Below are 25,252 nucleotides of genomic sequence, written 5' to 3' on the forward strand. Positions count from 1 at the left end.
TGCCCGTTTTCTCGGCACTGCCGGTGAGGTGACGAAGGAGTTGGACGGGTGAGCGACATCGCACGAGTAGGTGTGGTCGGGGCCGGGCTGATGGGCTCCGGCATCGCCGAGGTGCACGCCAGGTCCGGGTTGGACGTGCTGGTCACCGAGGTGAACCAGCCCGCCCTCGACGCGGGCAAGGCGCGCATCGAGAAGTCGCTGCAACGCGGCGTCCGCAACGGCAAGCTGGCCGCCGAGGACGCCGAGGCGGCGCTCGGGCGGCTGCGCTTCACCACGGACATCGCCGAGTTCGCTGACCGCGATCTCGTCGTCGAGGCCATCCTGGAACAGGAGCAGGCCAAGGTCGACGTGTTCCGGGCACTGGACAAGATCGTCGAGCGCGAGGACGCGGTGTTCGCGTCCAACACGTCGTCGATCCCGATCATGAAGCTCGGCATGGCCACCGGCCGTCCGCAGCAGGTCGTCGGCATCCACTTCTTCAACCCGGTGCCGGTGCTGCCGCTGGTGGAACTGGTGCCGTCGCTGCTGACCAGCGAGGAGACCGCCCGCCGGGCCGAGGAGCACGCCACCGGCGCGCTGGGCAAGACGGTGATCCGGTCGCAGGACCGGGCCGGGTTCATCGTGAACTCGCTGCTGGTGCCGTATCTGCTGTCGGCGATCCGGATGATCGAATCAGGCTTCGCCTCGGCCGAGGACATCGACCGCGGCATGGAGCTGGGCACGGCGCATCCGATGGGTCCGCTGCGGCTGTCCGACCTGATCGGCCTCGACACCATCAAGGCCATCGCGGATTCGATGTACGCGGAGTTCAAGGAGCCGCTGTACTCGTCGCCGCCGCTGTTGCTGCGCATGGTCGACGCCGGACTGCTCGGCAAGAAGACCGGCCGCGGCTTCTACTCGTACTCCTGACTTTAGTTGCGGGTCTGATCAACTTTCCCCCGCTGTGCGCGGCGAGGCGGATCGCTTGACTGTGCGGCATGACTTCGACGTTCGTCTTCGCCGCCGGCGCCAACGGCGTGTCCGCCGCCCCGCCGGAACTCGTGCTGCGCGGGTATCGCGGGGTGGGAGTGCCGCAGCCGGAGCAGCAGTTCCGCCTGTCGTACCAGGCCCCGCAGGATCTCGACGCGTTCGCCACTGAGCCGTCGGCGTTGGCTGGGGTCACCGTGGCGGATCAGGTCGCGACCACTGTGGACGTCGTCCGCCGGGCCGCCGAGCTCGGTCCGGTCGTGCTGGTCGGGTCGAGCATCGGCGGCGCGCTGGTCACGCTCGTCGCCGAAGAAGTCCCGGAGCTGGTGTCGGCGTTGGTCTACGACGCCGCGTTCTGCTGCGTCGAGCTGCCGACGCCGGAGGAATACCTGGCCACGCCAGAAGCCGCGTCGTCGCAGGTCGGAGCGATGCTCGGGTTCATCGCGGCCGACCCGGCGGTGATCGGCGCGATGCGGTTCAACTGGCGATCTTCGTCGGCGGAGGCGTTGACGGCGGCGAAAGCGGCACTCTGCGCGGACGCTACCGACGGCGAGTTCTACGCCCTGCTCAACGCGATGGCTCCGGACGACATCATCGGCCGCAGCTCGACTGACTCGCGCGGCACGCCGGAGCGGTGGGGGCGCGTCCCGCGGTACTACGTCCGGCATCTCCAAGACCGTCTGGTGCCGCTCGCCCTGCAGGACCGGATGATCGCCGAGGCCGACGCGCGCACGCCCGGCACGCAGTTCGAGGTGCACGACATCGACACCTCGCACTTCCCGAACGCGGCCGCGATGGCCCAGTTCGTCGAGGTGCTGGACAAGGTCGGCCAGTCGGTCAGCTGAATGCCGCTCGTCGTGCGGCCCGGCGCAGCACCGTCAGGATCGCCGGGCCCAGCACGAGGATCGCGACCAGGTTCGTGAGCGCGCGGCCGGTGTCCCAGCCCAAAGTGGACGTCAGCACGGTGAAGACCAGGAACCGGTGCAGGTTCTCGCCGAGCGGGCCGCCCGGGACGAAGTCCAGCGCGGTGTGGCTCGCCAGGAACGGCCAGGTGAACAGGCTCATCGCGAGGCCGTAGAAGTAGGCGGCGACCACTCCGTAGAGCGCCAGCAGCGCGATCTCCCACCGGCCCTTCACCCGGCGCGGCAGCAGCCCGGCGCCAAGGCCGACCAGCGACGAGGCCAGCATCTGGAACGGCAGCCACGGCCCGACGCCGCCGGTGAGCAGCGCGGACGCGAACAGCGACGTCGAGCCGAGAACGAATCCGAAGCCCGGTCCGAAGACCCGTCCGGCCAGCACGAGCAGAAAGAAGACCAGCTCGATCCCGCCGGTGCCCGCGCCGAGCGGACGCAGCGCGGCGTTCACCGCGGACAGCACGCCGAGCAGCGCGAGCGCCTTCGCGTCGAGTCCGCCGCTGGACAGTTCGGCCAGCACGATCAGGATCAGCACCGGCAGCGTCACGAGGAAAACGAACGGCGCGTCGGTGACGTGCGCAGAGGTGCCGACGGTGCTGCGGGCCAGCAGCGGCCAGCAGAACATCGCCAGCCCGACCACGACGGCCGTCGTCAGCACCAGCGCTGTGCGGTGCCGGATGCGGACGGCTGGCCCCAGGAAATCAGTCACGCCAGCGCCTTCGCCACCGCGTCCACGGTCAGCCACGGCTCCGGCGCGAGGATCTTCGCCACCTGCGGCGCGAAGGCGGGCGAGGCCACGACGACGTCCGCGGTCGGGCCGTCGGCGACCACCTCGCCCTCCGCCAGGACCACGACGCGGTGCGCGGCGGAGGCGACGAACTCGACGTCGTGGGTGGCCAGCAGCACCGCGTGCCCGTCGGCGGCCAGGTCGGCGAGGATGGTCGCGAAGTGCCGTTTCGCCGGGTAGTCCAGACCGCGGGTCGGCTCGTCCAACAGCACGACCGGCGGGGCGGCGGCCAACTGCACGGCCAGGACCAAGGCGAGCCGCTGGCCTTCGGAGAGGTCGCGCGGGTTGGTGTCGTCTTTGATGCCGGGCACGAGCCGGTCGAGCAGCTTCCGGGCAGTGCCCGCGGCGACGCCGGATTCGACGTCGGCCTGGCGGCATTCCGCCCCGACCGAATCGAGATACAGCAGGTCAGACGGGGTTTGCGGGACCAGCCCGACGCGCGTGCGGGCGGCCCGCGACCGGAGCGTCTTCGGGTCCGCGCCGAGGACGTCGACTATGCCTTCGGAGCGGGGCCCGCTGCCCTGCAACGCCCACAGCAGCGAGGATTTGCCGGAGCCGTTCCGGCCCATCAGCGCGACGACCTCGCCGCGGTCGAGCCGCAGGTCAACGCCCCGCACCGCGTTCACGCCGCCGTACCGGACCCGCACGCCGCGCGCACTGAGGACCGCTTCGCCAGAGCTTTGCGCTGCTTGAGCGGGTCGTCGCTCGGCGAGGCGTTCTCGGAGCGGACGGGCGAGACGGCGGGCATCGCGGACCGAGAGCGGCAGCGGCGACCAGCCCGCGAGGCGGCCCAACTCCACGATCGGCGGGGCGACATCGGTCTCGGCGAAAACCTCCGAGGGCGGCCCGGAGACGACGGTGCCGTCGCCGGGCAGGTAGAGCAGGCGGTCCGCGTACTGCGCGACGCGTTCCATTCGGTGCTCGGCGACGACGACAGTCGTGCCCAGGTCGTGCACCAGGCGGGTGATCGCGGCCAGGACCTCCTCGGCCGCGGTCGGGTCGAGCGCCGACGTCGGTTCGTCCAGCACCAGCACGTTCGGGTGCGGCGTGAGCACCGCGCCGATCGCGACGCGTTGCTGCTGACCGCCGGAGAGCGTCCGAAGTGGACGGTCGCGAAGTTCGGCGATGCCCAGCAGGTCAAGGGTTTCCTCAACGCGCTTGCGCATCACGTCTGGCGCGACGGCGAGCTGCTCCATCGCGTACGCGAGTTCCTCCTCGACGGTGTCGGTGACGAATCCGGCCAGCGGATCCTGTCCGACCACCCCGACGACCGACGCCAGTTCGCGCGGCGGATGCGTCGCGGTGTCGAGGCCGCCGACCTTGACACGGCCGGCCAGCGTGCCGCCGGTGAAATGCGGGACCAGGCCGTTGATCGCACCGAGCAATGTCGACTTGCCGACACCGGTGCGTCCGGCGACGAGGCAGAGTTCGCCCTCTTCGATCGTGCCGTCGACGTCGCGGAGCACTGGCCGGTCCGCCCCGTCGTAAGTGACGCTGACGTGTGAAAACTCGATCATCGGGCGACCTCCGACACCAGCGCCGGACGCGGCGCGAACCAAGCGGGCAGCACACTGATCAGCACCGCGACGGCCGGCAACGGCGGCAGCTCCGGCCAGGTCAGCGGGCTGGCCGGGGTGGTGAGCGAAACCGGGTCGGCGAGCAGCACGAGCACCGCGGTCGCGACGCCGCACAGCACGACCAACGTCTCCGGCAGCCGCCACGGATCGGGCCGGTAGGTCGTGCGGCGGATCTGCCGTCCGCCCAGCACGAATCCGGCGACGGCCAGCACCAGACCGGCGATGAGCATCGGCACGCCGAGCCACGACGCGGACCCGTCGAGCACGCCGTAAACCCCAACCGCGACGCCGACCAAACCGGCCAGCACGCAGGTCGCGATCAGCATCCGGACGCGCGGCGAGAGGTAGCTGCGCCGTCCGTAGCCGCGGGAATCCATGGCCGCCGCGAGTTGCAGCGACCGGTCCATGGCGTCGGCGAGCACCGGCACGAAAATCCCCTTCACGAAGCGCAGGCCGCGCGTCTTCCCGGAGCGCAGCCGACGCGCGCGACGCACCCGCTGCACGCTCTCGACCAACTGCGGAGCCACGGACAGCGCGACGGTGACTGCCGTCCCCACCTCATACAGCGCCCCGGGTACGGCTTTGAGCAGGCGTTTCGGGTTCGCCAGCGCATTCGCGGCACCAACGCAGAGCACGATCGTCGCCAGCCGGAGCCCGTCATAGAGCCCGCCGAGCAGTTCCTCGGCCGAAGTGGGGCCGAGCAGCTGAATGCCGGCCGCGACGCTCGGGAGCGGGATGGTCGGCAGCGTGAACAGGATGTGGCCGCCGTCCTCGCCGCCGATCAGGATCCGGAACAGCACGCGGGAGGCCAGGATCACCGCGGCGATCCAGGCGTACATCCGGAACGCCAGCGCCCACGGCGCGTCGCCGCGGCGGAGCACCACGACGAACCCGGCCACCGCGATCACCAAGGCGAGCAGAACTGGATTCGTGGTCCGGCTCGCGGCGACGGCGAGCGCGAGCGCCCACACCCACCACGCGCCGGGATGGAGCGCTCGCGGACTACTCCGCAGCACGCCTGCGGCGCACCGCGACGACCGTCCCGGCCACCACGAGCAGCACGACGACCAGGATGCCGATCACCAGGCCCCACGGGAATCCACTGTCCGAAGTGGACTCCGGAGCCGCGGCGGGCGCGCTGGCCTTGCGCACCGGCTCGGTGCGCGGCGGCGGATACTCGGTGTAGGACTTGCCGATCGCGAACGACCAGCCCTCGAACGCCCCGGCGGGCGGCTTCCAGCTCTGCGCGCCGACCTGCGCCGACTCCCATTTGCTGCCGTTGGTGGCGGTCCAGAAGCTCCACGACGCCTTCTCCGGCGGCATCCCGGTGCAGGTCTGGTCGGCAGGCTTGTTCTCGATCTTGCACATCACGGCCAGGCCGTATTTGCCCGCGCCAGTGAGTTCGAACCCAGCGTTTTGCAGGGCGGTGACGCCGTTTTCCTGTTTGCCGGGCGCGCACCGGATGAGGGTTTCACCGCCAAGCCCCTGGAAGTCGACGATCACCGTGACGCCGTTGTCGTCCTGGCAGTAGCCGTCGGTGCCCTTGCCGGGCGTGGTGGCCGAGGCGGAAGAAGCACCGCCGAGGCCGGTAGCGACGAGAAGAGCGCAGCCGGCGAGGACTCGCCCCCAGTGCCGCGCGTGCACGAACCGCATGTCAGATGTACCTCGCATCGATCGGACCACGACGGGCGATCCGGCTCGCGGTCCCTCCGGGGCCGCTCACGGTTGCGGGCCAGCGCCGGATTCTCACCGGCTTCCCCCGTTCGTGGCGAAGAACTTGTCGACGTTAACGCACCGCAGGCCCCGCCGGTAGCGACCGCGGCCACACCTACACTTCCGGGCGTGGGACAGGACCAGCTGCGCGTCGGCCTCGTAGGAACCGGACCGTGGGCCACCACGGTGCACGCTCCCGGCCTCGCGGATCATCCAGGGACCGTGCTCAGTGCTGTGTGGAGCCGACGGCCGGAAGCCGCCACCGCGCTCGCGCAGGCCTACGACGCCGTCCCCACCAGCGACCTGGACGAGCTGTTCGAGCAGGTCGACGCACTCGCGTTCGCCGTGCCGCCGACTGTGCAGGCCGAGCTGGCGACCCGGGCCGCGGAGGCGGGCAAGCACCTGATCCTGGAGAAGCCGATCGCCCCCGACCTCGCCTCGGCGCAGCGTCTCGCCGACGCCGTGACGTCCGCTGGCGTCGCGTCGCTGGTGATGTTGACGCTGCGGTTCGCCCAGCAGACGCGCGACTGGCTGGACGGCGTCACCGCTGCTGGCGGCTGGCGCGGCGGCAGCGTGCAGTGGCTGTCCGGCGCCCTGCTCGCTGGCAAGTACGCGACCTCAGCCTGGCGGCAGGATCCGGCGGGCGGCGCGCTCGCCGACATCGGCCCGCACGCGTTCGACCTGCTCGACGCCGCCCTCGGCCCGATCACCGACGTCCTCGCCGCGCACCGCGGGCCCGAGGACCTGTGGCAACTGCTGCTTGAACACGAAGGCGGCATCACGAGCACTGCGACGCTCAGCCTGCGCCTGCCGGTGCAGCCGACGGTGGTCGAGTACTCGGTCTTCGGCGAACACGGCCTCCGCACCCTCGGCCGCACCGGCACGGCGAACGACGCGTACACCGCGCTGCTGGACGATTTCGCCGCGATGGTGTCGTGCGGAACGACCACGCATCCCTGCGACGTCCGCCGCGGCGTGCACCTGGCCCGGATCGTGGACCAGGCCCGCGCCGCGCTGAGCCGTTAATTCGGTTGCCCGGTCTGAGAGGATGAGCGGGAAGTTCGTTTCGGACGAAGGAATGCCTATGTGCTCCGCCACGGCCCACCCCGGCCGCTTGGCCTGAGCTGTTCGGCCTGCGCGCCCGGCGTGGGGTTGCCGATTTTTGTGCTGCCCTTCCTTCTTCTCGAAAGGCTTCCACCAGAGATGTCCGCCCTTCAGGCATACGTCCGCGCGACCGCACCGATCGGCCGCGACACCGAGCGAATCGGCCCGTTCCTGGCGACTTTCGCCAAGGACAGCGCTCATCCGATGGAGAACTACGCCATCCCCGACGACGGCGCGAAGCCCTCGCCCGCCGAGATCGCTCTCCTGATTTCCGCTTACCGGCAACGAGATCTCCTGCCCCGGCTGGAGTTCTTCACCGACGCCGCCCCTGACGTCGAGGCAGCCCTCGTCGCCGCCGAGTTCACGTTGGAACGACGAGTGCCGGTGATGACCTGCGGCACCGAAGACCTCGTCGATTGTGGTGCGCCAGAACACATTCAGCTGCGCGAACCGTCGTCCGACGACGAATTCCGCCGCCTGAGGTCCGTGCAGAACGTCGCTTTCGGCGAGTCGCCCGATGTGTCGGACGCCGATGTCGAACGCAACCGCAACTACCTGACCGTTCTAGCCGAACACGGCGAAACCATTGTGGGCGGCGGAATCGCGTTGGACATCGTGTCCGGCGCGACGGAAATCGTCGGCATCGCCGTGGCCGCCGAACACCGCGGCCAAGGCATCGCGGCGGCGATCACCGCGCACCTCACGCGCCTCGCCCACGAACGCGGTGCGCGCACGGCGTTCCTCACGCCAGGCGATGTGGGGATCGGAACGGTGTATCGCCGTGCTGGGTACCGCGTTGCCGGCGAGTGCGTGCACCTGTCGCTGAGCTAGTCGTCGTACCGGCCGCCGCGGCCGCGCTTCACGTCGCTGCGGCGTTTCTTCGCTGCCAGACGGCGTTCCTTCGAGCCTCGCGAAGGCTTGGTGGGACGCCGTTTGGCCGGCGGCGGCGCGGAAGCCTTCGCCAATACCTCGGCGAGCCGCTCCCGTGCCGCGTCGCGGTTCATCAGCTGCGAGCGGTATTCGCTGGCCGCGATGGTCAGCACCCCGCCGACCAGCCGGGCGCCGAGGCGAGCCGTGATGCGTTCCTTCAGCGCAGGCGGGATCACGGCGGAGCTCGCGACGTCGAACGACAGCTCGACGCGCGAGTCCGTCGTGTTCACGCCCTGTCCGCCCGGTCCCGAGGATCGGGAGAACCGCTCGCGCAGTTCGGCGCCCGGGATCACGAACCGGGCGCCGACGCGTACGTCCTCCGCCATGTCCTCAGTGTCTCAAGACGAGGCAAGCGGCTTTCAGAACCGCGGGTGGTCGCCGGACAGCACCGCGCGCGGGCCGTCCGGGTCTTCGGCGGGCTGGACGTCGCCGAGGATCCACGCGGGCACGTGCCGCGCGGTGAGCACCGCCAGCGCCCGGTCGACGTCCTCGGCGGACACGATCGCGACCATTCCGACGCCCATGTTGAACGTCTTCTCCAGCTCGGCGCGCTCGACCTTGCCGCGCTGCCCGATCAGCGCGAACACCGGGGCCGGCGTCCACGTGCCGCGTTCGAGCTTGGCGACGAGGCCGCGCGGCATCACGCGCGCGAGGTTGGCCTCGAGGCCGCCGCCGGTGATGTGCGCGAACGTGCGCACCTCGGTCTCGGCGACCAGCGCGAGGCAGTCCTTCGCGTAGATCTTGGTGGGCTCGAGCAGTTCCTCGCCGAGGGTGCGGCCGAACTCTTCGACGTGCCCGTCCAGCGGCATCCGCGCGATGTCCAGCAGCACGTGCCTGGCCAGCGAGTAGCCGTTGGAGTGCAGCCCGGACGAGCCCATCGCGATGACGACGTCGCCGGGACGGACCTTCTCCGGCGACAGCAGCGCGGACGCCTCGACCGCGCCGACGCCGGTGGCTGACAGGTCGTAGTCGTGCTCGCCCATCAGGCCGGGGTGCTCGGCCGTCTCGCCGCCGAGCAGCGCGCAGCCCGCCTGGACACAGCCCTCGGCGATGCCGCCGACCAGCGCCGCGATCTTCTCCGGCACGACCTTGCCGACCGCGATGTAGTCCTGGAGGAACAGCGGCTCGGCCCCGGTGACGACCAGATCGTCGACGACCATCGCGACCAGGTCGATGCCGACCGTGTCGTGCTTGTCGAGCGCCTGCGCGACCGCGATCTTGGTGCCGACGCCGTCGGTCGACGACGCGAGAATCGGCTCTTTCCACTTGTCGAGCTTGAGCGAGAAGAGCCCGGCGAACCCGCCGACCCCGCCGCGCACCTCGGGCCTTGTCGCCCGCTCGGCGTGTGGCTTGAGCAGCTCGACGGCCTGGTCACCGGCGTCGATGCTGACCCCGGCGGCTGCGTACGTGGCGCTCGTGGACTCGCTCACGGAAGCGGACTCCCTACTGGACATGCTTGGTTCACGGACGCCGGACGGCGTCTTCGGCACCGTACCCGGCGGCGCTGACGGGAGTCGCCGCGCCACCTGCGGCGTCCATGCTCTCGAGCAGGTGCTTGCCGATGAGCGCGTCCTCGGGCAGCGGAATCGGGTACTCGCCGGAGAAGCAGGCCGTGCACAGCCGCGACTTCGGCTGTTCGGACGCCGCGACCAGGCCGTCCAGCGAAATGTAGCCGAGCGAATCGGCCCCGATCGAACGGCGGATGCCGTCGAGGTCGACGCCGTTGGCGACGAGTTCGGCGCGCGAGGCGAAGTCGATGCCGTAGAAGCACGGCCACCGCACCGGCGGCGACGCGATCCGCACGTGCACCTCGAGCGCACCGGCCTCGCGCAGCATCCGCACGAGCGCGCGCTGGGTGTTGCCGCGGACGATCGAGTCGTCCACCACGACCAGGCGCTTGCCGCGGATGACGTCGCGCAGCGGGTTCAGCTTCAGCCGGATGCCGAGTTGCCGGATGGTCTGCGACGGCTGGATGAAGGTGCGCCCGACGTAGGCGTTCTTGACCAGGCCGGTGCCGTACGGCAGGCCGGAGCCCTGTGCGTACCCGATCGCGGCCGGGGTGCCGGACTCCGGCACCGGCATCACGAGATCGGCGTCGACCGGGTGCTCGGCGGCCAGCTTGCGGCCGATCTCGACACGCGTGGCGTGCACGCTGCGGCCGGCGATCGACGTGTCCGGACGGGCGAGGTAGACGTATTCGAAGACGCAGCCCTTGGGCTCCGGGTTCGCGAAGCGAGAGGAGCGCAGCCCCTCGGCGTCGATGGCGATCAGCTCGCCCGGCTCGACCTCGCGCACGAACGACGCGCCGCAGATGTCGAGCGCGGCGGTCTCGCTCGCCACGACCCAGCCGCGCTCCAGCCGACCGAGCACCAGCGGGTGCACGCCGTGCGGGTCACGTGCCGCGTAGAGGGTGTTCTCGTCGGCGAAGACCAGGCAGAACGCGCCCTTGAGGGTCGGCAGCAGTTCCAGCGCGGCGGCCTCGATGCCCTTGTCCGCGGCGTTCGCGGCGAGCAGCCCGCAGACCAGGTCGGAGTCGCTGGAGGACCCGGTGAGCCCGGCGTGCGGCTTCAGCCCCGCGGCGACTGTGCGATCGCGCAGTTCGGCGGTGTTGACCAGGTTGCCGTTGTGCGCGAAGGACAGGCCGCTGCCGGTGTCCGTGGTGCGGAAGATCGGCTGGGCGTTCTCCCAGATCGTGGCCCCGGTCGTGGAGTACCGGCAGTGCCCGACGGCGATGTGCCCCTGCAGCGACTGCAGGACCTGCTCGTCGAAGACCTGGCTGACGAGCCCGAGGTCCTTGAACACGACGATCTGCGAGCCGTCCGAGACGGAGATGCCCGCTGCCTCCTGCCCGCGGTGCTGCAGGGCGTAGAGGCCGTAGTAGGTGAGCTTGGCGACCTCTTCCCCGGGAGCCCAGACGCCGAAGACGCCGCACTCCTCACGGGGTTCCGGTTCGGGTTGATCTTCGGGTCGATCAGTACTGGCGGAGGGGTCGGAAACCACCGAGGAGCTCCCAGGAAGACGCGGGCGGGCCGAGTCCAAGTGTAAGGGGTGGATGAGGGGGTGCGGCGGGTTGCGGGGTGGTTCTGACCACTACGGGGGAGTTCTTTGTGAGCGGTGATCTCGGTTTGGAGCGGATGTTCGGCTCGTCGCCTGACGGCGACGTTGCCGCGGGGTTGGCGGGCAGGCACCCCGAAGCCGAGTGCGCTGACGGCCTGAGGGCGGCTTCGTTCCGGGGTGCAGGGCGGGGATGGCCGCATGGATCAGCGGGCGTGCGAGTTGCGGTTGTCGGCGGGGGCGGCGCGCGGGGGCGTCCGCGAACGCAGACAGGGTGGCCGTGAGGGGAACGGCGGGGAAGAGAAATGAGCCAGGCCCCGCACGAAGTGGATTGGGCCACTTCGTACGGGGCCTGAAATCAGGGGCACCGGTGGGGAACAGCGCGGAGCGAGAGGTGAATCAGCGGGCGGCCAGCCACTTCGAGCGGCCGCCTCGGCCTGGGACCCAGCAGCCGTTCGCGGTGGAAACGGCAGTGGAGGCCGGTTGGCGCTCGGGGAGGGCCAGCACTTCGCCCAGTACCTGGCTTGCTTCGCCGCGCGAGCGCCACAGCGTGGACGCGGGGGCGAAGATGTTCTGCTCGCTGCCAGGGAGGCGCGTGGCCTCGACGTCGTCTTCCGCGTTCAAGCGGACGACGTCCACCACGTTGTCGTGGACTCGCACTCCGACCACGGCCTGCACTTCGCCTGCTCCGTTCGTCGGGTGGACGAACTGGTAGCCGCGGGCGATGAGCTGCTGCAAGCCCTGCTCGATGTCGAAGGCAGAGCCTACGACGTCGGTCTCAGCCGAGGACATCGTCGAATTCGCCGTCCTTCGCGCCGGCGAGGAACGCGGCCATTTCCGCACGCGTGTAGACGAGCGCCGGACCCTCCGGGAAACGGGAGTTCCGCATCGCGATCTCGCCCGAGGTCAGCGGGGCCACTTCGACACAGTTGCCTACCGCGCCGCTGTAGCTCGCCTTGCGCCACTGTGCGCCGGTCAGACGGTCGGCCGGAATACCGTTCTCGAACCGCTCAGCCATGATGCCACCTTCCGGGAAGGACGATGAAAAGCTCAGGAATCTGCATGTGCATCTGCCTGTGACTTCGACGCTAGCACGCGCGCATGCAGCGGTAAATGCACGTGCAGAATTTTCTGCAAATTTCTCACTGCGTGACGACACGGTTCAGTAGAAGTTCCCAAATAGGTGATTCGAGCACTACCCTAACGGGCTAATTATTACCTTAAGTCACGATATTGGCGTTCTGATAACGCACCGCGTTCGTGACTCGCCGCCTCCGGGTGCAGCGGGTGAACGAAGAACACTTACCGTGATGGCCGGAGCAACGATAGGAAGGACTGCGACCGGGTCAGTGGAAGCTGGTTTCCGGACTTATGCACGCTCGGTGATGAGAATGCGGTGAGGCGTTCTCTATTCGGCTACCCGACAGCTCGGACGGGCGGAGCGGAATTCCCGGCAGGGAGAATTTCACCGGGGACGGCGCCTCGGTGCGGCAATAAGAAGGAGGGCTTAGATCTCGGCCTTGCGCTTGGCGATGCGGGCCCGGCTGCGTTCGGGGGTCTCCGCGTCGACCGCGAGCAGGTCCAGTGCCCGGCCGTACTTCTCGATCTCGTCGCGCTTGTCCAGGTAGTGCGCGCCGGTGAGGTACTCGACGTAGACGATGTTCGGCAGCTCCGCCTCGGCGAAGCGCAGCAGCGAGAACGCGTGCTCGGCCGACAAGCCGCTTCGGCAGTACGGCAGGATCTGCACCGAAACGTGCGGCAGAGTGGTGACCTCGAGCAGGTACTCCAGCTGCTGCCGGAACACCTTCGGCCCGCCGATCGGCCGGTACAGCACCGATTCGTCGAGCACCGCCCAGATCCGCGGCGCGTCCGGGCGGGCCAGCATCTTCTGCCGTCGCATGCGCAGGGCTACCAGCTGGTCGACGCGCTCGTCGGCCATTTCCGGGCGGCCGTGGCTGAAGATCGCTCGCGCGTAGGGCTCGATCTGCAGCAGGCCCGACACGAACAGCGGCTCCCAGATCTGGATGCGGGACGCCGCTTCCTCAAGGCCGACGAGGTCGGTGAACCAGCCGGGCACCGTCTCCCCGAACTTGCGCCACCAGCCCGCCTCGTTCGACTGCTTGACCATGTCGAGGAACGCTTTGCGCTCGTCCTCGTCGGAGACTCCGTACATGGTGAGCAGGTCGGCGACGTCGCGTTCCTTGAAGCCGACGCGACCGAGTTCCAGCCGGGAGATCTTCGATTCCGAACCGCGGATGTTGTAACCGGCCTGCTGGCGCGTGATCCCGGCTTCCTCGCGCAACCGGCGAAGCTGCGAGCCGAGGATCATCCGGCGCGCTGTCGGGCCGAGGCTCTGCTCGCCGGCGGACACGCCTACCGCGTTCATGACCAGGGCCCTTCCATCGCCGCTCGTTCATCTCGGGAATCGCAATCCGACTACCCAAAGTACACGCAAGGCACTGCCCCGGACAGCGTGGCACAGGCCTCGGCTCAGGGGATTCTACGGAGTGTGTGCCTCAGAAGACACTCCTGAGAGAACAATTGCCCTCGGAAAATCAGATCCGCACGACCGGAAGCCAGTGCGAAAGGTCCGCGCGGCTGCCCGAGGCGGACACCCGGGCGGCGCCGAGCGCGTCGTCCCAGTCCAGGAGGCCGGTGGCCAGTTCGAGCCAGGTCCGCGGGTCGGTCTCGACGACGTTGGGGGGCGTGCCGCGGGTGTGCCGCGGGCCTTCGATGCACTGTACCGCGGCGTACGGCGGCACCCGGACCTCGACCGTGTGCCCTGGCGCGTCCTGTGCGAGCGTCCGCAGCGTCGCGCGCACCGCGGCGGCCAGCTCAGTGCGCGCCGGATCCGGTCCGGCACCACGCAACCAGTCCGAAACGGCCAGCACCGCCGCTCGTAACTGAGCGGGATCGACCGAACGCGAAGAGGCCATGCGACAACAGTAGAGTGGCCGCGGACGGAGTTTCAGGCACCCGGCACCGAGGGACGGCGATGGCGCAGCGGGACGAGGCAGATCGGATGGTTTCCCGGACCCCGGCGGGCAAACGCGCGCGCCGGAACGCTTATCCCCGCCGCGGCCCGCAAGGAAAACCCGAGATCACTCCCGAGATGCGGGCCAACGCGCGGACGAACCCGAACAGCTGGCTGTATGTCATCGACGAGGCCTTCGACGCCCGCGGTCCGGTGCCGTCGTGGGCGGTCGTCGGCGCGTATCCGGTGAACGGGACGGGGGAGGTCGTCGAGGACTTCCACCCCAACGACCGGTACCGGCCCTCGCCGAAGGCGCTCGGTTTTCCCGAACCGCGCAACGAACTCGAGCGGCTGCTGCAAATGGTCCGGACCGAACACCGGCCCGCCGAGGACCTGCCGCGCGTCATCCTCGATTCGACGCTGCTGGTCTACGCCCTGTCCCCGGTGCAGCGCACGGTGATCGGCTTCCACAACGCCGACGGCAGGGTGATGGTGCCGGCGTACACGTCGAAGTCGCTCGTGCCGCGCGAATGGCCGCACGCCCGGGCGGTGCTCGGCCGCGACATCGTCGGGCTGCTCGCCGGGCATCCGCTCGCGATCAACCCGCACGACCTGATCACCGCCGTCGTCCCGGCCGAGCACCTGATGAAGGCGCTAGCCGAAGAACGGCGCTGACCTGGGCAGACCACACTGCCGAGTGATCATGATTCGCCGAAACCCGCGCATCCGGGCATCGTGACGCAGTAGGAGTACACGCGTCCGGTGAGGAGTCCTGGGTGAAGCGTCATCTGCTGCTGCGCTGGAGCGCGGTTCTCTTCGCCGGGATCACCGGCACGTCCCTGTGCGAAACGGCGGAGGCGGCGCCGAGCTACGCCGGGGCCGCCGACAACTACGCCGGTTCGCAAATCGCGAAGCACGAAGGCGTTCTGGGAGCGCCGAACATCTCGTACACCGCGCAAGACCAGTACCTCGGCCACGACGTCAGCGGACACCAGGGCCCGGTCGACTGGCCCGCCGCGGCGGGAGCGGGCGCGAAGTTCGTGTACGTGAAAGCGACCGAGGGCACCGGGTTCGTCAGCGGGCAGTTCGCCCAGCAGTACAACGGTTCCTACCAAGCCGGGATCGTCCGCGGCGCCTACCACTTCGCGCGGCCGGACGTGTCCGACGGCGCCTCGCAGGCCAACTACTTCCTCGCGCACGGCGGCGGATGGTCGGCCGACGGCAAGACGCTTCCGGGCGCACTCGACATGGAATACAACCCCTACGGCGAAACGTGTTACGGCAAGGACGCGAACGGGATGGTCGCGTGGGTCCGCGCGTTCTCCGACACCTATCGCGCCCGCACCGGGCGGCTGCCGACGATCTATACCTCGACCAGTTGGTGGAAACGCTGCACCGGAAACAACCCTTCTTTCGGAGGGAATCCACTCTGGATCGCGCGCTACAACTCCTTCATCGGCGAGCTCCCGGCCGGCTGGGGACAGCACGCCATCTGGCAGTTCTCGAACAGCGGGACCCTGCCCGGCGACCAGAACTGGCTCAACGGAACCCAGACAGCGCTACGCAATCTGGCATTCGGGTGAACATTCGTGACGTTGTCACGAATTAGTCATCACCGCCCGATGAAAATCACCCACTCGCCCATTCATCTTCACGGAACTTGATGACAAACGACGATTCGTCCTCAAGAATCTCCCCCGTGGCGGCTACCTGCACATAGCCGCCCTCCGCGAGGGTATCTGTGAAGGGATCGACGATGTCCACTTCCCGAAGAGGGCGGCGCACCGCGCTGCTTTCCGCTCTGACCGTCCCGGTTGTCGCGCTCCTGCTCGGCGCTTCGACCGAGGCGACGGCCGCCCCGGCGGCTTCCCCGCTTTCGGCGCGGGAGATCAACGCCGTCAACACCGACATCCAGGCGAACAATCACGCCATGGGGTCGCAGATCCGGCGAGTCGAGGGGGATCAGTCCACCCCGGAGACAAAAGCCGCCGCCCAGCAACCGCAACCCGCCGCCGCGCTGCCGAACCAGGTGGCGGCCACCGTCGCGGGCATGGACGTCGCCAGCTACCAGGGCAACGTCAACTGGGGCAACTGGTGGAGCCAGGGCAAGCGATTCGTCTGGACCAAGGCGACCGAGAGCACCAGCTACACGAACCCGTACTTCGCCCAGCAGTACAACGGTTCCTACAACCAGGGCTTCATCCGCGGCGCCTACCACTTCGCCACTCCGAACACCTCCAGCGGCGCGGCGCAGGCGACCTACTTCGTCGCGCACGGCGGCGGATGGTCGGCCGACGGCAAGACGCTGCCCGGCGCACTGGACATGGAGTACAACCCCTACGGCGCGACCTGTTACGGCCTGAGCAAGGCGTCGATGACGGCGTGGATCAAGGACTTCCACGACACCTATCACGCGAAAACGGGCCGCTGGCCGGTGATCTACACGTCGACGAACTGGTGGAACCAGTGCGTCAGCGGCGATTTCTCCAGCACCGCGCCGCTGTGGGTCGCTCGGTACGCGTCCTCGGCCGGGACGCTTCCGTACAACTGGGGCTACTACACCGTGTGGCAGTACACCTCGAGCCCGCTGGACCAGGACACGTTCAACGGCGCCTACGACCGGCTGCAGGCACTCGCCAACGGCTGACCTGACGGCGCGCACGGACGCGGCTCCCGGTTCTCCCCGCCTCCTGCCGGGCGGGGCGGCCGGGAGCCGCTTTTGTGCGAGCTTTACCCGCCTTGCACAATGCAGACCTGGGGCGGAGACGGAACCGCCTGAGCCGGCGGGGCGTCAGACCGCGGCGCGAGTCGGTGCAGCAGGAAGGCGGAACCGGACATGACTTACCCACCGCAGCCCGGACAGGGCGGGGACCCCTACGGCCAGGGCTGGCAGCAGCCCGGCTCAGGCGGGGTGCCGCAGCAGCCGGGGTGGGACCCCAACCAGGCCCAGCAGCCGGGCGGATACCCGAACGCCCAGCAGCAGCCCGCGTGGGATCCGAACGCCCAGCAGCAGCCGCAGCAGGGCTGGGACCCGAACGCCCAGCAGCAGTACCCGGGGTACCAGCAGCAGCCGTACGGCGGCACCCAGCAGTTCCCGCAGCAGGGCTGGGACCAGGGGCAATACCCGGGCGGGCCGGGCGGCGAGCCGCCGAAGAACAACAAGACCGGCCTGTGGATCGGCATCGCCGTCGCGGTCGTCGTGGTGGTCGCGCTGGGCATCACCGGATTCGTCGCGCCGGGGTTCTTCCTGAGCAAGGACGACAAGGGCACCACGCAGGCGCAGCCGCCCGCCCCGGCCCCCTCCCAGTCGTCGGAGGCCCCGCTGCCGAGCGACTCGTCGTCGCCGTCCACGGATTCGAGCGAGGACCCGGGTTCGAGCGGGGCGTCGGGCGAGGCGAAGCAGGTCATCGACGACTTCCTCGCGAAGCTCAACGCCAAGGACGCCGCCGGGGCGACCGCGATGGCCTGCCAGGGCACCGAGAGCATGTCGAAGCGCAGCATCGACGAGACCACCAGCGGCGACCCGCAGCTCACGCTGAGCAAGGTCACCGCGGGCAGCGCCACCACGAGCGCCCGCATCACCGGCAAACTGTCGGGCAAGGACGCCAGCGGCACGATGGTCATCATGAACCGCAGCGGCGGCTACTGCGTGGGGCTTTACCTGATCCTGGCGTTCTGACCCGGTGCGCTCGCCGCTGCTGTGGACGTTGATCGCGTCCGTGGCACTGCTGTGCGGGGTCGGTGGCTGGTTGCTCACCGACCCCGCGACGAGCCGCAGCGAAGCGCTGAAAACCGCCGGCCTCGCCGGTGGCGCGGTCGTGGCGCTGTACGCACTGTGGCTCAACGATCGCCGTCGCCGCGTCGAGGAGGCGCGGCAGGTGATCGAGCAGCAGCGGCACGACGTCGACCGCGAGCGGATCTCCGACGAGCGGTTCGCCAAGGCGGTCGAATTGCTCGGCCACGAGGCCGATCAGGTGCGGGTGGGGGCGTTGCACGCGCTGGCCGGGCTGGCACGGACGCGGCCGGAGTATCGGCAGACCGTGCTGGACGTGCTGTGTTCTTATCTGCGGCGGCCGTTCACGCACGGCCGCTATGCCAAGTCGGAAAAGAGCGGCACTCCGGAAGAGGAACGCGAGCTGCAGGTGCGGCTCACCGCGCAACGGCTCATCCGGGATCTGCTGCCACCGTCCGATGTGGACGGGCCAGGGCCGGATCTCGATCTGACCGGCGCGGTGCTGGAGTATTTCGACCTTTCCCACCGCCGGATCGGCGGACTGCTGCTGCGGCACGCTTCGCTGTACAGCAGCACGAATCTCAGCGGCTGCGTCTTCACCGGGCAGGTCTATTTCACCGCCGCGGGCACCGGGCCCGGCCGTCTGGTGGGCGTTTTCCGTTGCCGCGGAACGACTTTCCTCGACCGGGCCTGGTTCTCCGGCACCGAGTTTTCCGAGCGGGCCGACTTTTCCGGCACCGCCTTCGCCGGGCGGACCACCTTCAAGGGTGCGACTTTCGCGAAGGAAGTCCTGTTCGGCGGGACGACTTTCGCGAACGCGACGGAGGCGCGGCCGCCGGACGGATGGGAACTGAAACCGCAGAATGGCGGCTATGTCGCGGTGCCGATCTGAGTAGCATCAAGAAACCGTGGACGTCTACGAAGCGGTGCGTTCCCGGCGGTCTGTCCGCGGCTTCCTCGGCAAGCCAGTACCCGGCGAAGTCCTGACCCGAGTCCTCACCACGGCGTTGCGCGCCCCTTCCGGGGGAAATCTGCAGCCGTGGCGGATTTACGTCCTGTCCGGCGCGAAGCTGGCCGAGCTGAAATACCTGGTCGGGGAGCGCATCGCGGACGGCGATACCGGCGATCCGCCTCAGGTGCTGCCCTATCCGCCAGCCCTGCCCGAGCAGTACGCGCGGCGGATGGAGGAGCTAGGAGCGCTGCGCTACGGCGCGGTCGGGGTCGCGCGGGAGGACCACGCGGGCCGCGAGCGGGTCCGGGTCCGGAATTGGGACTGCTTCGGCGCTCCGGTCGCGCTGTTCTGCTACCTGAACGAACAGATGCTTCCCCCGCAATGGCTGGACGCGGGGATGTTCCTGCAGACCGTGATGCTGCTGCTCCGCGGGGAAGGGCTCGACAGCTGCGCGCAGATCGCGTGGGGCCGTTACCACCGGAGCGTCACGGCGATCGCGGAGCCGCCGGCCGGATATGTCCTCGGCTGCGGCATGTCGATCGGATATGCCGATCCGGACGAGCCTCGGCCAGCGATTCCGCGGGCAGAGCTGGCGGAGGCGGTCACCTTCCGGTCGTGAGTGCCGGTGCCGGTCAGCACCGGCACTCACGAGGGCTCAGTCGAACAGAGCCGGGAGCGTCTTCTCCCAAGTCTCGCGGAGCTCCTCAAGGGAGAACTCCGTGATGCCCTGGATCTCCAGCGTTCCGGAATCCGGGTCGACGACGCCGGTCTTGCGCCACGGCAGGCCGCGGGCGGTGCACATCTCGGTGAACCGCAGCTCCTCCGTGCGCGGGACCGCCACCAGAACGCGGCCGGACGACTCGGAGAACAGCTGCACGAACGGGTCCTGGTCGCGGTCGAGGAACACCCGGGCCCCGCACTGTCCGATGAGGACAGTCTCGGTGAGGGCCTGTGCCAGACCGCCGTCGGCGAGGTCGTGCGCGGCGGAGATCATGCCGTCGCGCGAACCGGCGACCAGGACGTCGGCCAGCAGCTTCTCGCGGGCCAGGTCGACGCGGGGCGGGACGCCGCCGAGGTGCCCGTGCAGTTCGCGGGCCCAGGCCGAACCGTCCAGCTCGTCGTGGGTGTCGCCGAGCAGCAGCAGGGTCTCGCCCGCTTCCGCGCCGATGCCGGTCGGGATGCGGCGGGTGACGTCGTCGATCACGCCGAGCACCGCGATCACCGGGGTCGGCAGGATCGCCGTGTCGCCGGTCTGGTTGAAGAAGCTGACGTTGCCGCCGGTGACCGGGATGCCCAGCTCGACGCACGCGTCGGCGAGACCGTGCACGGCCTGCTCGAACTGCCACATCACGCCCGGGTCGGTCGGGGCGCCGAAGTTGAGGCAGTCGGAGACCGCGACCGGGGTCGCGCCGCCGGTGGCGACGTTCCGGTACGCCTCGGCGAGCGCGAGCTGCGCGCCGCGGTACGGGTCGAGGTAGACGAACTTCGCGTTGCAGTCGGTGGCCACCGAGACGCCGCGGTTGCTCTCCTCGTCGATCCGGATCATGCCCGAGTCGGACGGCTGGGACAGCACCGAGTTGCCGCGCACGTAGCGGTCGTACTGCGCGGTCACCCATTCCTTCGACGCCTGGTTCGGCGACGCGATGAGCTTCAGGAAGTCCGCGCGCAGTTCCTCCGGCGTCGACGGACGCGGCAGCTTCGCGGACGTGTCGGCGATCAGGCCGTCCTGGAACGCGGGACGCTCGATCGGGCGGTCGTACACCGGACCCTGATGCGCGACGGTGTGCGCGGGCACGTCGACCACGATCTCGTCGTTCCAGGTGATCACGAGGTGCTCGCCGTCGGTGACCTCGCCGATGTCGGTGGCGATGACGTCCCACTTCGCGCAAACGGCCATGAACGCCTCGACGTTCTCCGGCGCGACGACCGCGCACATGCGCTCCTGCGATTCGCTGGAGAGCACCTCGGCGGGCGTCATCCCGGTGGCGCGCAACGGAACCCGGTCGAGGTAGATGTGCATGCCGCCGTCGCCCGCCGCGGCCAGCTCGGACGTCGCGCAGGACAGCCCGGCCCCGCCGAGGTCCTGGATGCCGACGACCAGCTTCTCCCGGAACAGGTCGAGGCAGCACTCGATGAGCACCTTCTCGGTGAACGGGTCGCCGACCTGCACGCTGGGCAGCTTCCGTCGTCCGGACGCGGATTCGTCGCCGGAGAAGGTGTCGCTGGCGAGCACGGACACGCCGCCGATGCCGTCGAGACCGGTACGCGCGCCGAACAGGATGATCTTGTTGCCCGCACCGGATGCGAACGCCAGGTGCAGATCCTCGGCGCGCATCGCACCGACGCACAGCGCGTTGACCAGCGGGTTGCCCGCGTAGGACGGGTCGAAGACCAGCTCGCCGCCGATGTTCGGCAGGCCGAGGCAGTTGCCGTAGCCGCCGACGCCCGCGACTACGCCGGGCAGCACGCGCTTGGTGTCCGGCGCGTTGGCCGGGCCGAAGCGCAGCGCGTCCTGCACCGCGAGCGGCCGCGCGCCCATCGCCATGATGTCGCGCACGATGCCGCCGACGCCGGTGGCCGCGCCCTGGTACGGCTCCACATAGGACGGATGGTTGTGGCTTTCCACTTTGAAGGTGACCGCCCAGCCGTCGCCGATGTCGACGACGCCCGCGTTCTCGCCGATGCCGGCCAGCATTTTGGCCTTCATCTCGTCGGTGGCGGTCTCGCCGAAGTAGCGCAGATGCTTCTTCGAGGACTTGTAGGAGCAGTGCTCGCTCCACATCACCGAGTACATCGCGAGCTCGGCGTCGGTGGGCCGGCGGCCGAGGATTTCCCGGATCCGCGCGTACTCGTCTTCGGCGAGGCCGAGTTCGACGTACGGCTGGCTCGTTTCCGGGGTCGCCGCGGCCACTGCGGTGGTGTCAACTGTGCTGGTCACGGTGTCCGTGTCAGGGTTCGCCACAAGGCCAAGACTACGTGTCGGCCGGGTCACACCCGCAGCCGCCCGGCCTGGTCCGCCGGGGATAAATCAGTCGCGCTGGACACTCCCGGCGGCTTAGCGTCAGTGATCGTGCTTTCCGCCACGTACCGCTTTCCCGACATCCGACTCCCAGAACGTCCGACGCCGGTCCGGTATCTGCTGGCGGTCCTGCGCGCACGGCCGGGGCTCGTCCTCGCCGCGATCGTCACCGGGGCCGGCTGGTCGCTGCCGAGCGCCCTGCTGCCGCTGGTGATCGGCCGGGGCGTCGGGGCGATCGCCGCGGGCGACTCGTCCGCGCTGTGGCGCTGGGCGCTGATCGCGGCCGCGCTCGGCGTGACGCAGGCGCTGCTCGGCACCGGACTGCACTTCGCTTCGTACGGCATGTGGATCCACGGCGCGGGCACCACCCAACGCCTGGTCACCGACCACACGACCCGGATCGGCGCGTCCCTGCGCGACGCCACCACCACCGGCAACGTCGTCGCGGTCACGTCGTCGGACATGAACTGGGTCGGCAACGCGTTCGAGGTCATCGGCCGCACGTTCGGTTCGATCGTGGCGTTCGTGGTCATCGGGATCGCGATGCTCGGCACCTCGCCGGTGCTGGGCACGATCGCGCTGGTCGGCGTCCCGCTCGCGGTGCTCGGCATCGGTCCGCTGCTCGCGCCGCTGCAGAAGCGGAAAACCGCGCAGCGGGAGAATCTGAGCGAGGTGAACGCGCTCGGCGCGGACATCGTGTCCGGGCTGCGGATCCTGCGCGGCGTCGGCGGCGAACGGCGGTTCCTCGCCCGGTTCCGCGACGCCAGCCAGCTGGTGCGGCGCTCCGGGGTCGAGGTCGGGCGCAGTGAATCCTGGCTGGCGGGCGCGGAGGTGCTGCTGCCCGGTCTGGTCACCGTGGCGATCACCTGGCTGGGCGCGCGGCTCGCGCTCGACGGCACGATCAGCGTCGGCGAACTGGTGGCGTTCTACGGGCTTTCGGCGTTCCTGGTGGTGCCGGTCGCCACGGCGACCGAACAGGTCAGCTCGCTCAGTTCGGGGCTGGTCGCGGCGCGCAAGGTGTGCGGGCTGCTGGCTCTGCGGCCGAAGCTCGCCGAGCCGGTGTCGCCGCAGCCGCTGCCGGACGGACCGCTGGAGCTGGTGGACACCGCCAGCGGAATCCGGATCGCGCCGGGCAAGCTGACGGTGGTCGACCTTGGCGCCGAGGCGGAGGCGATCGCCGCGCGGATGAGCCGGTTCGCGGACGCGGACGAGGGCGAACAGGCGCTGATCGGCGGGGTACCCGCGGATCGCGTCGCGATCGCCGAACTGCGCAGGCGGGTGGTGTACGCGCACAACCAGGACCTGTGGTTTTCCGGTGTGCTGCGCGATCAGCTGACCCCGGAGCACCCGCGCGGGGTCGACATCTTCTCGGCGCTGCGCGCAGCGGACGCCGAGGACATCATCGAGGCCCTGCCGCGCGGCGTCGACGAGCTGATCGGCGAACGCGGCCGCGAGGTGTCCGGCGGACAGCGGCAGCGGCTGAGCCTGGCCCGCGCGCTGGCGATGGACTCCGACGTGCTGCTGCTCGACGAGCCGACGTCGGCGGTCGACGCGCACACCGAGGCCCGGATCACCCAGCGCACCAAGGAATTGCGGACCGGAAGGACCACGGTGGTGTTCAGCCAGAGTCCACTGTGGAGGAACGTGGCCGACGAGGTCGTGCACGGAAAGGCAGTGACGGTATGACGACGCGGCTCCCGCTGGCGTCGAAACGCGAAGTGCGGCGCTGGGCGAAACGCGTGGCGGTCGAGCACCGGCGCGAGTTCTCCGTGATGCTCGGGCTGTTCTGCCTGGCCACCGTGGTCGGGCTGGCCGGTCCGCAGTTGCTCGGCAAGCTTGTGGACGGCGTGGTCGAACACGGCACGACGCTGCAGGTGGACCTGCTGGCAGTGGCGTTCGTGGTGGTGCTCGTGCTGCAGGCGTGGGCGAGGAAGGCGGCGCGGCTGCGCGGCCGGATGTTCGGCGAGCGGGTGCTGGCGCAGACCCGCGAACGGTTCGTCACGAACGCGCTCGACCTGCCGCTCGGCACTGTCGAGGCGGCCGGCACCGGCGACCTGCTCAGCCGGGCGACCACCGACATCAACCGGCTGGACGTCGCGGTGCGGTTCGCCGCGCCGGAGATCCTGATCGCCGCGGTAACCCTGCTGTTCACCACCATCGCGATGATCGTGACCTCGCCGCTGCTCGCGCTGGCCCTGCTGGTGGCGGTTCCGATCCTGGTGCCGGTGAACATCTGGTATCAGCGGAAGATCCCGAGCGCGTTCGCGTGGATGCTCGACCGCTGGGGCGATCTGCAGTCGATCACCCACGAGACCGTGGAGGGCGCGCGGACGTCGGAGGCGCTCAGCCTCACCGAACGGCGAGTCCGCGCCGGGCATCACGCGCTCGACCAGGCGACGCTCGGCGAACGCCGGATGCGTGCGCTGCAGATGCGCTGGCTGCCGTCGCTCGAGATCAGCTACGTGCTGCCGATCGCCGCGCTCCTGCTGCTGGGTTTGTTCGCCTACAGCCAGGGCTGGGCCGGGCTCGGCACGATCACCACGATGCTGGCGTACGCGCAGGCGATGACCGCTCCGCTCAGCGAGGCGTTGTTCTGGCTGGAGGACTTGCAGGTCGCGATAGCCGCGACGCGCCGGATCATCGGCGTGCAGCCGGCCGAATCGGCGGACAAAGTCACCGAGGTGCCGCGCGGGCGCGACATCGAGGTGCGCGACGTCCGGTTCGGCTACACCTCCGACCGCGAGGTGCTGCACGGCATCAGTTTGAGCGTGCCGCGAGGAGAACGGCTGGCGATCGTCGGGCCGTCCGGTGCGGGCAAGTCGACGCTGGGCAGGCTGCTGGCCGGGATCTCGGCGCCGACGGCGGGTTCGATCCGCGTCGGCGGCACCGAGGTGTCGACACTCGCGGACGACGTGCTGCGCGGCGAGGTTCTGCTGCTGACGCAGGAGCACCACACGTTTTCCGGCACGCTGCGCGAAAACCTGGCGCTGCCCGCCCGGCGCGACGGCGGGGATTGGACCGACGAGGAACTGATGGCCGCGCTCGCATCCGCCGGTGCCGCGGAGTGGGCGGCCGGGCTGCCGGACGGGCTGGACACGAAGCTCGGCTCAGGCGCGTACGCGGTTCCGGCCGGTCTCGCGCAGCAACTGGCGCTGGCCCGGGTCGTGCTGGCCGACCCGCACACGCTGGTGCTGGACGAGGCGACCTCGCTGCTGGACACCGGTTCGGCGCGCGAGCTGGAACGGTCGCTGAACGCGGTGCTCGAAGGCCGCACAGTGATCGCGATCGCGCACCGGCTGCACACGGCCGCTGCGGCGGACCGGGTCGCGGTGGTCGAGGGCGGCCGGATCACCGAGCTCGGCCCGCATCAGGACCTGATCGCGGCTGGCGGCCCGTACTCGCGGCTGGTTGAGGCGGCGAGCTAAAGCGCGATTCCCGGACGACAAATCTGGCGCGGCGAAAGCTGCCGCGGAACTTTGGTGAGATCAGATTTCCCCAAATACACTACCCGCATCGAAAGGGGGGAGCG

Annotated in this window: 25 protein-coding genes and 1 riboswitch; of the genes, 12 read left to right on the plus strand and 13 right to left on the minus strand. The window is 69.6% G+C overall.

The features are described 5' to 3' along the window. Window positions 1-48: 48 nt before the first annotated feature. The gene (locus H4281_RS21460) at window positions 49-909 is read left to right on the plus strand and encodes a 3-hydroxybutyryl-CoA dehydrogenase (RefSeq protein WP_078870267.1); all 861 of its coding nucleotides are present in this window, start codon (window positions 49-51) and stop codon (window positions 907-909) included. Window positions 910-977: 68 nt separating this feature from the next. Continuing rightward, window positions 978-1,811: an alpha/beta fold hydrolase gene (locus H4281_RS21465; RefSeq protein ID WP_182892727.1), complete on the plus strand. Its 834-nt coding sequence runs from the start codon at window positions 978-980 to the stop codon at window positions 1,809-1,811. Here the strand turns inward: H4281_RS21465 and H4281_RS21470 are convergent. Genes H4281_RS21470 through H4281_RS21485 form a run of 4 tightly spaced genes read right to left on the minus strand, consistent with a single transcriptional unit; the run spans window position 1,804 to window position 5,897 of the window. Beyond that, the gene (locus tag H4281_RS21470; protein ID WP_182892728.1) at window positions 1,804-2,589 is read right to left on the minus strand and encodes an ECF transporter S component; all 786 of its coding nucleotides are present in this window, start codon (window positions 2,587-2,589) and stop codon (window positions 1,804-1,806) included. The genes H4281_RS21465 and H4281_RS21470 overlap by 8 nt on opposite strands. Then, window positions 2,586-4,184 (minus strand): ABC transporter ATP-binding protein, encoded by a 1,599-nt coding sequence (locus H4281_RS21475; RefSeq protein ID WP_182892729.1) that lies wholly within the window; start codon window positions 4,182-4,184, stop codon window positions 2,586-2,588. Before H4281_RS21475 ends, H4281_RS21470 begins: the two co-directional genes overlap by 4 nt. Further along, on the minus strand, window positions 4,181-5,260 hold the full coding sequence (locus tag H4281_RS21480; protein WP_182892730.1) for a CbiQ family ECF transporter T component: 1,080 nt from the start codon (window positions 5,258-5,260) through the stop codon (window positions 4,181-4,183). Before H4281_RS21480 ends, H4281_RS21475 begins: the two co-directional genes overlap by 4 nt. Then, window positions 5,247-5,897 carry a hypothetical protein gene (locus H4281_RS21485; RefSeq protein ID WP_182892731.1) on the minus strand — a complete coding sequence of 217 codons (651 nt, stop codon included), beginning with the start codon at window positions 5,895-5,897 and terminating at the stop codon, window positions 5,247-5,249. The genes H4281_RS21480 and H4281_RS21485 overlap by 14 nt, the downstream gene beginning before the upstream one ends. A gap of 17 nt (window positions 5,898-5,914) precedes the next feature. After that, window positions 5,915-6,040, minus strand: a riboswitch (cobalamin riboswitch). A 46-nt stretch (window positions 6,041-6,086) separates the two neighbouring features. On the opposite strand from H4281_RS21485, the gene H4281_RS21490 reads away from it, so the two are divergent. Together H4281_RS21490 and H4281_RS21495 are read left to right on the plus strand one after the other, a co-directional pair. After that, on the plus strand, window positions 6,087-6,983 hold the full coding sequence (locus tag H4281_RS21490; protein WP_182892732.1) for a Gfo/Idh/MocA family protein: 897 nt from the start codon (window positions 6,087-6,089) through the stop codon (window positions 6,981-6,983). Between the two features lie 177 nt (window positions 6,984-7,160). Further along, the gene (locus H4281_RS21495) at window positions 7,161-7,892 is read left to right on the plus strand and encodes a GNAT family N-acetyltransferase (protein WP_182892733.1); all 732 of its coding nucleotides are present in this window, start codon (window positions 7,161-7,163) and stop codon (window positions 7,890-7,892) included. On the opposite strand, the gene arfB is transcribed toward H4281_RS21495, so the two are convergent. From arfB to H4281_RS21530, 7 genes are all read right to left on the minus strand, one after another. Then, window positions 7,889-8,317 (minus strand): alternative ribosome rescue aminoacyl-tRNA hydrolase ArfB, encoded by a 429-nt coding sequence (gene arfB, locus H4281_RS21500; protein ID WP_182892734.1) that lies wholly within the window; start codon window positions 8,315-8,317, stop codon window positions 7,889-7,891. The genes H4281_RS21495 and arfB overlap by 4 nt on opposite strands. 33 nt (window positions 8,318-8,350) lie before the next feature. Continuing rightward, window positions 8,351-9,421, minus strand: coding sequence for a phosphoribosylformylglycinamidine cyclo-ligase (gene purM, locus H4281_RS21505; protein WP_182892735.1), 1,071 nt, complete (start codon window positions 9,419-9,421; stop codon window positions 8,351-8,353). 31 nt (window positions 9,422-9,452) lie between these two features. Further along, the gene (gene purF, locus H4281_RS21510) at window positions 9,453-10,991 is read right to left on the minus strand and encodes an amidophosphoribosyltransferase (protein WP_182892736.1); all 1,539 of its coding nucleotides are present in this window, start codon (window positions 10,989-10,991) and stop codon (window positions 9,453-9,455) included. A 453-nt stretch (window positions 10,992-11,444) separates the two neighbouring features. Beyond that, window positions 11,445-11,837, minus strand: a complete 393-nt coding sequence (locus H4281_RS21515; RefSeq protein WP_182892737.1) for a hypothetical protein — start codon at window positions 11,835-11,837, stop codon at window positions 11,445-11,447. Then, on the minus strand, window positions 11,824-12,063 hold the full coding sequence (locus tag H4281_RS21520) for a DUF397 domain-containing protein (RefSeq protein ID WP_020664000.1): 240 nt from the start codon (window positions 12,061-12,063) through the stop codon (window positions 11,824-11,826). Before H4281_RS21520 ends, H4281_RS21515 begins: the two co-directional genes overlap by 14 nt. Window positions 12,064-12,552: 489 nt before the next feature. After that, a complete protein-coding gene (locus H4281_RS21525; protein WP_116204924.1) occupies window positions 12,553-13,431 on the minus strand; it encodes a helix-turn-helix domain-containing protein in 879 nt (292 codons plus the stop codon). A gap of 169 nt (window positions 13,432-13,600) precedes the next feature. Beyond that, window positions 13,601-13,981, minus strand: a complete 381-nt coding sequence (locus H4281_RS21530; protein ID WP_182892738.1) for a sterol carrier family protein — start codon at window positions 13,979-13,981, stop codon at window positions 13,601-13,603. Between the two features lie 59 nt (window positions 13,982-14,040). Between H4281_RS21530 and H4281_RS21535 the strand changes: the two genes are divergently transcribed. Together H4281_RS21535 and H4281_RS21540 are read left to right on the plus strand one after the other, a co-directional pair. Beyond that, window positions 14,041-14,694: a type VII secretion system-associated protein gene (locus tag H4281_RS21535; RefSeq protein ID WP_182892739.1), complete on the plus strand. Its 654-nt coding sequence runs from the start codon at window positions 14,041-14,043 to the stop codon at window positions 14,692-14,694. 119 nt (window positions 14,695-14,813) lie between these two features. After that, window positions 14,814-15,602 (plus strand): lysozyme, encoded by a 789-nt coding sequence (locus H4281_RS21540; protein WP_220507647.1) that lies wholly within the window; start codon window positions 14,814-14,816, stop codon window positions 15,600-15,602. A 46-nt stretch (window positions 15,603-15,648) separates the two neighbouring features. Here the strand turns inward: H4281_RS21540 and H4281_RS46260 are convergent, their stop codons facing one another. Next, a complete protein-coding gene (locus H4281_RS46260) occupies window positions 15,649-15,783 on the minus strand; it encodes a hypothetical protein (protein WP_255443103.1) in 135 nt (44 codons plus the stop codon). Between H4281_RS46260 and H4281_RS21545 the strand changes: the two genes are divergently transcribed. The 4 genes from H4281_RS21545 to H4281_RS21560 all read left to right on the plus strand — a co-directional run bounded on the left by H4281_RS21545 (window position 15,776) and on the right by H4281_RS21560 (window position 19,323). Continuing rightward, on the plus strand, window positions 15,776-16,666 hold the full coding sequence (locus H4281_RS21545) for a lysozyme (protein ID WP_182892741.1): 891 nt from the start codon (window positions 15,776-15,778) through the stop codon (window positions 16,664-16,666). The two genes, H4281_RS46260 and H4281_RS21545, sit on opposite strands and share 8 nt — an antisense overlap. 189 nt (window positions 16,667-16,855) lie before the next feature. After that, on the plus strand, window positions 16,856-17,698 hold the full coding sequence (locus tag H4281_RS21550; protein ID WP_182892742.1) for a hypothetical protein: 843 nt from the start codon (window positions 16,856-16,858) through the stop codon (window positions 17,696-17,698). Between the two features lie 4 nt (window positions 17,699-17,702). Continuing rightward, window positions 17,703-18,644 (plus strand): pentapeptide repeat-containing protein, encoded by a 942-nt coding sequence (locus H4281_RS21555; protein ID WP_182892743.1) that lies wholly within the window; start codon window positions 17,703-17,705, stop codon window positions 18,642-18,644. Window positions 18,645-18,660: 16 nt separating this feature from the next. Next, window positions 18,661-19,323, plus strand: a complete 663-nt coding sequence (locus tag H4281_RS21560) for a nitroreductase (protein WP_182892744.1) — start codon at window positions 18,661-18,663, stop codon at window positions 19,321-19,323. 36 nt (window positions 19,324-19,359) lie between these two features. Here H4281_RS21560 and purL read toward each other — a convergent pair whose 3' ends face one another. Further along, window positions 19,360-21,666, minus strand: a complete 2,307-nt coding sequence (gene purL, locus H4281_RS21565) for a phosphoribosylformylglycinamidine synthase subunit PurL (protein WP_312872155.1) — start codon at window positions 21,664-21,666, stop codon at window positions 19,360-19,362. A gap of 108 nt (window positions 21,667-21,774) precedes the next feature. On the opposite strand from purL, the gene H4281_RS21570 reads away from it, so the two are divergent. After that, window positions 21,775-23,409, plus strand: coding sequence for an ABC transporter ATP-binding protein (locus H4281_RS21570; RefSeq protein WP_182892745.1), 1,635 nt, complete (start codon window positions 21,775-21,777; stop codon window positions 23,407-23,409). Further along, the gene (locus H4281_RS21575) at window positions 23,406-25,148 is read left to right on the plus strand and encodes an ABC transporter ATP-binding protein (RefSeq protein ID WP_182892746.1); all 1,743 of its coding nucleotides are present in this window, start codon (window positions 23,406-23,408) and stop codon (window positions 25,146-25,148) included. Before H4281_RS21570 ends, H4281_RS21575 begins: the two co-directional genes overlap by 4 nt. Window positions 25,149-25,252: the final 104 nt, after the last annotated feature.

It is taken from the genome of Amycolatopsis dendrobii, from assembly GCF_014145675.1.
Taxonomy (GTDB): domain Bacteria; phylum Actinomycetota; class Actinomycetes; order Mycobacteriales; family Pseudonocardiaceae; genus Amycolatopsis; species Amycolatopsis dendrobii.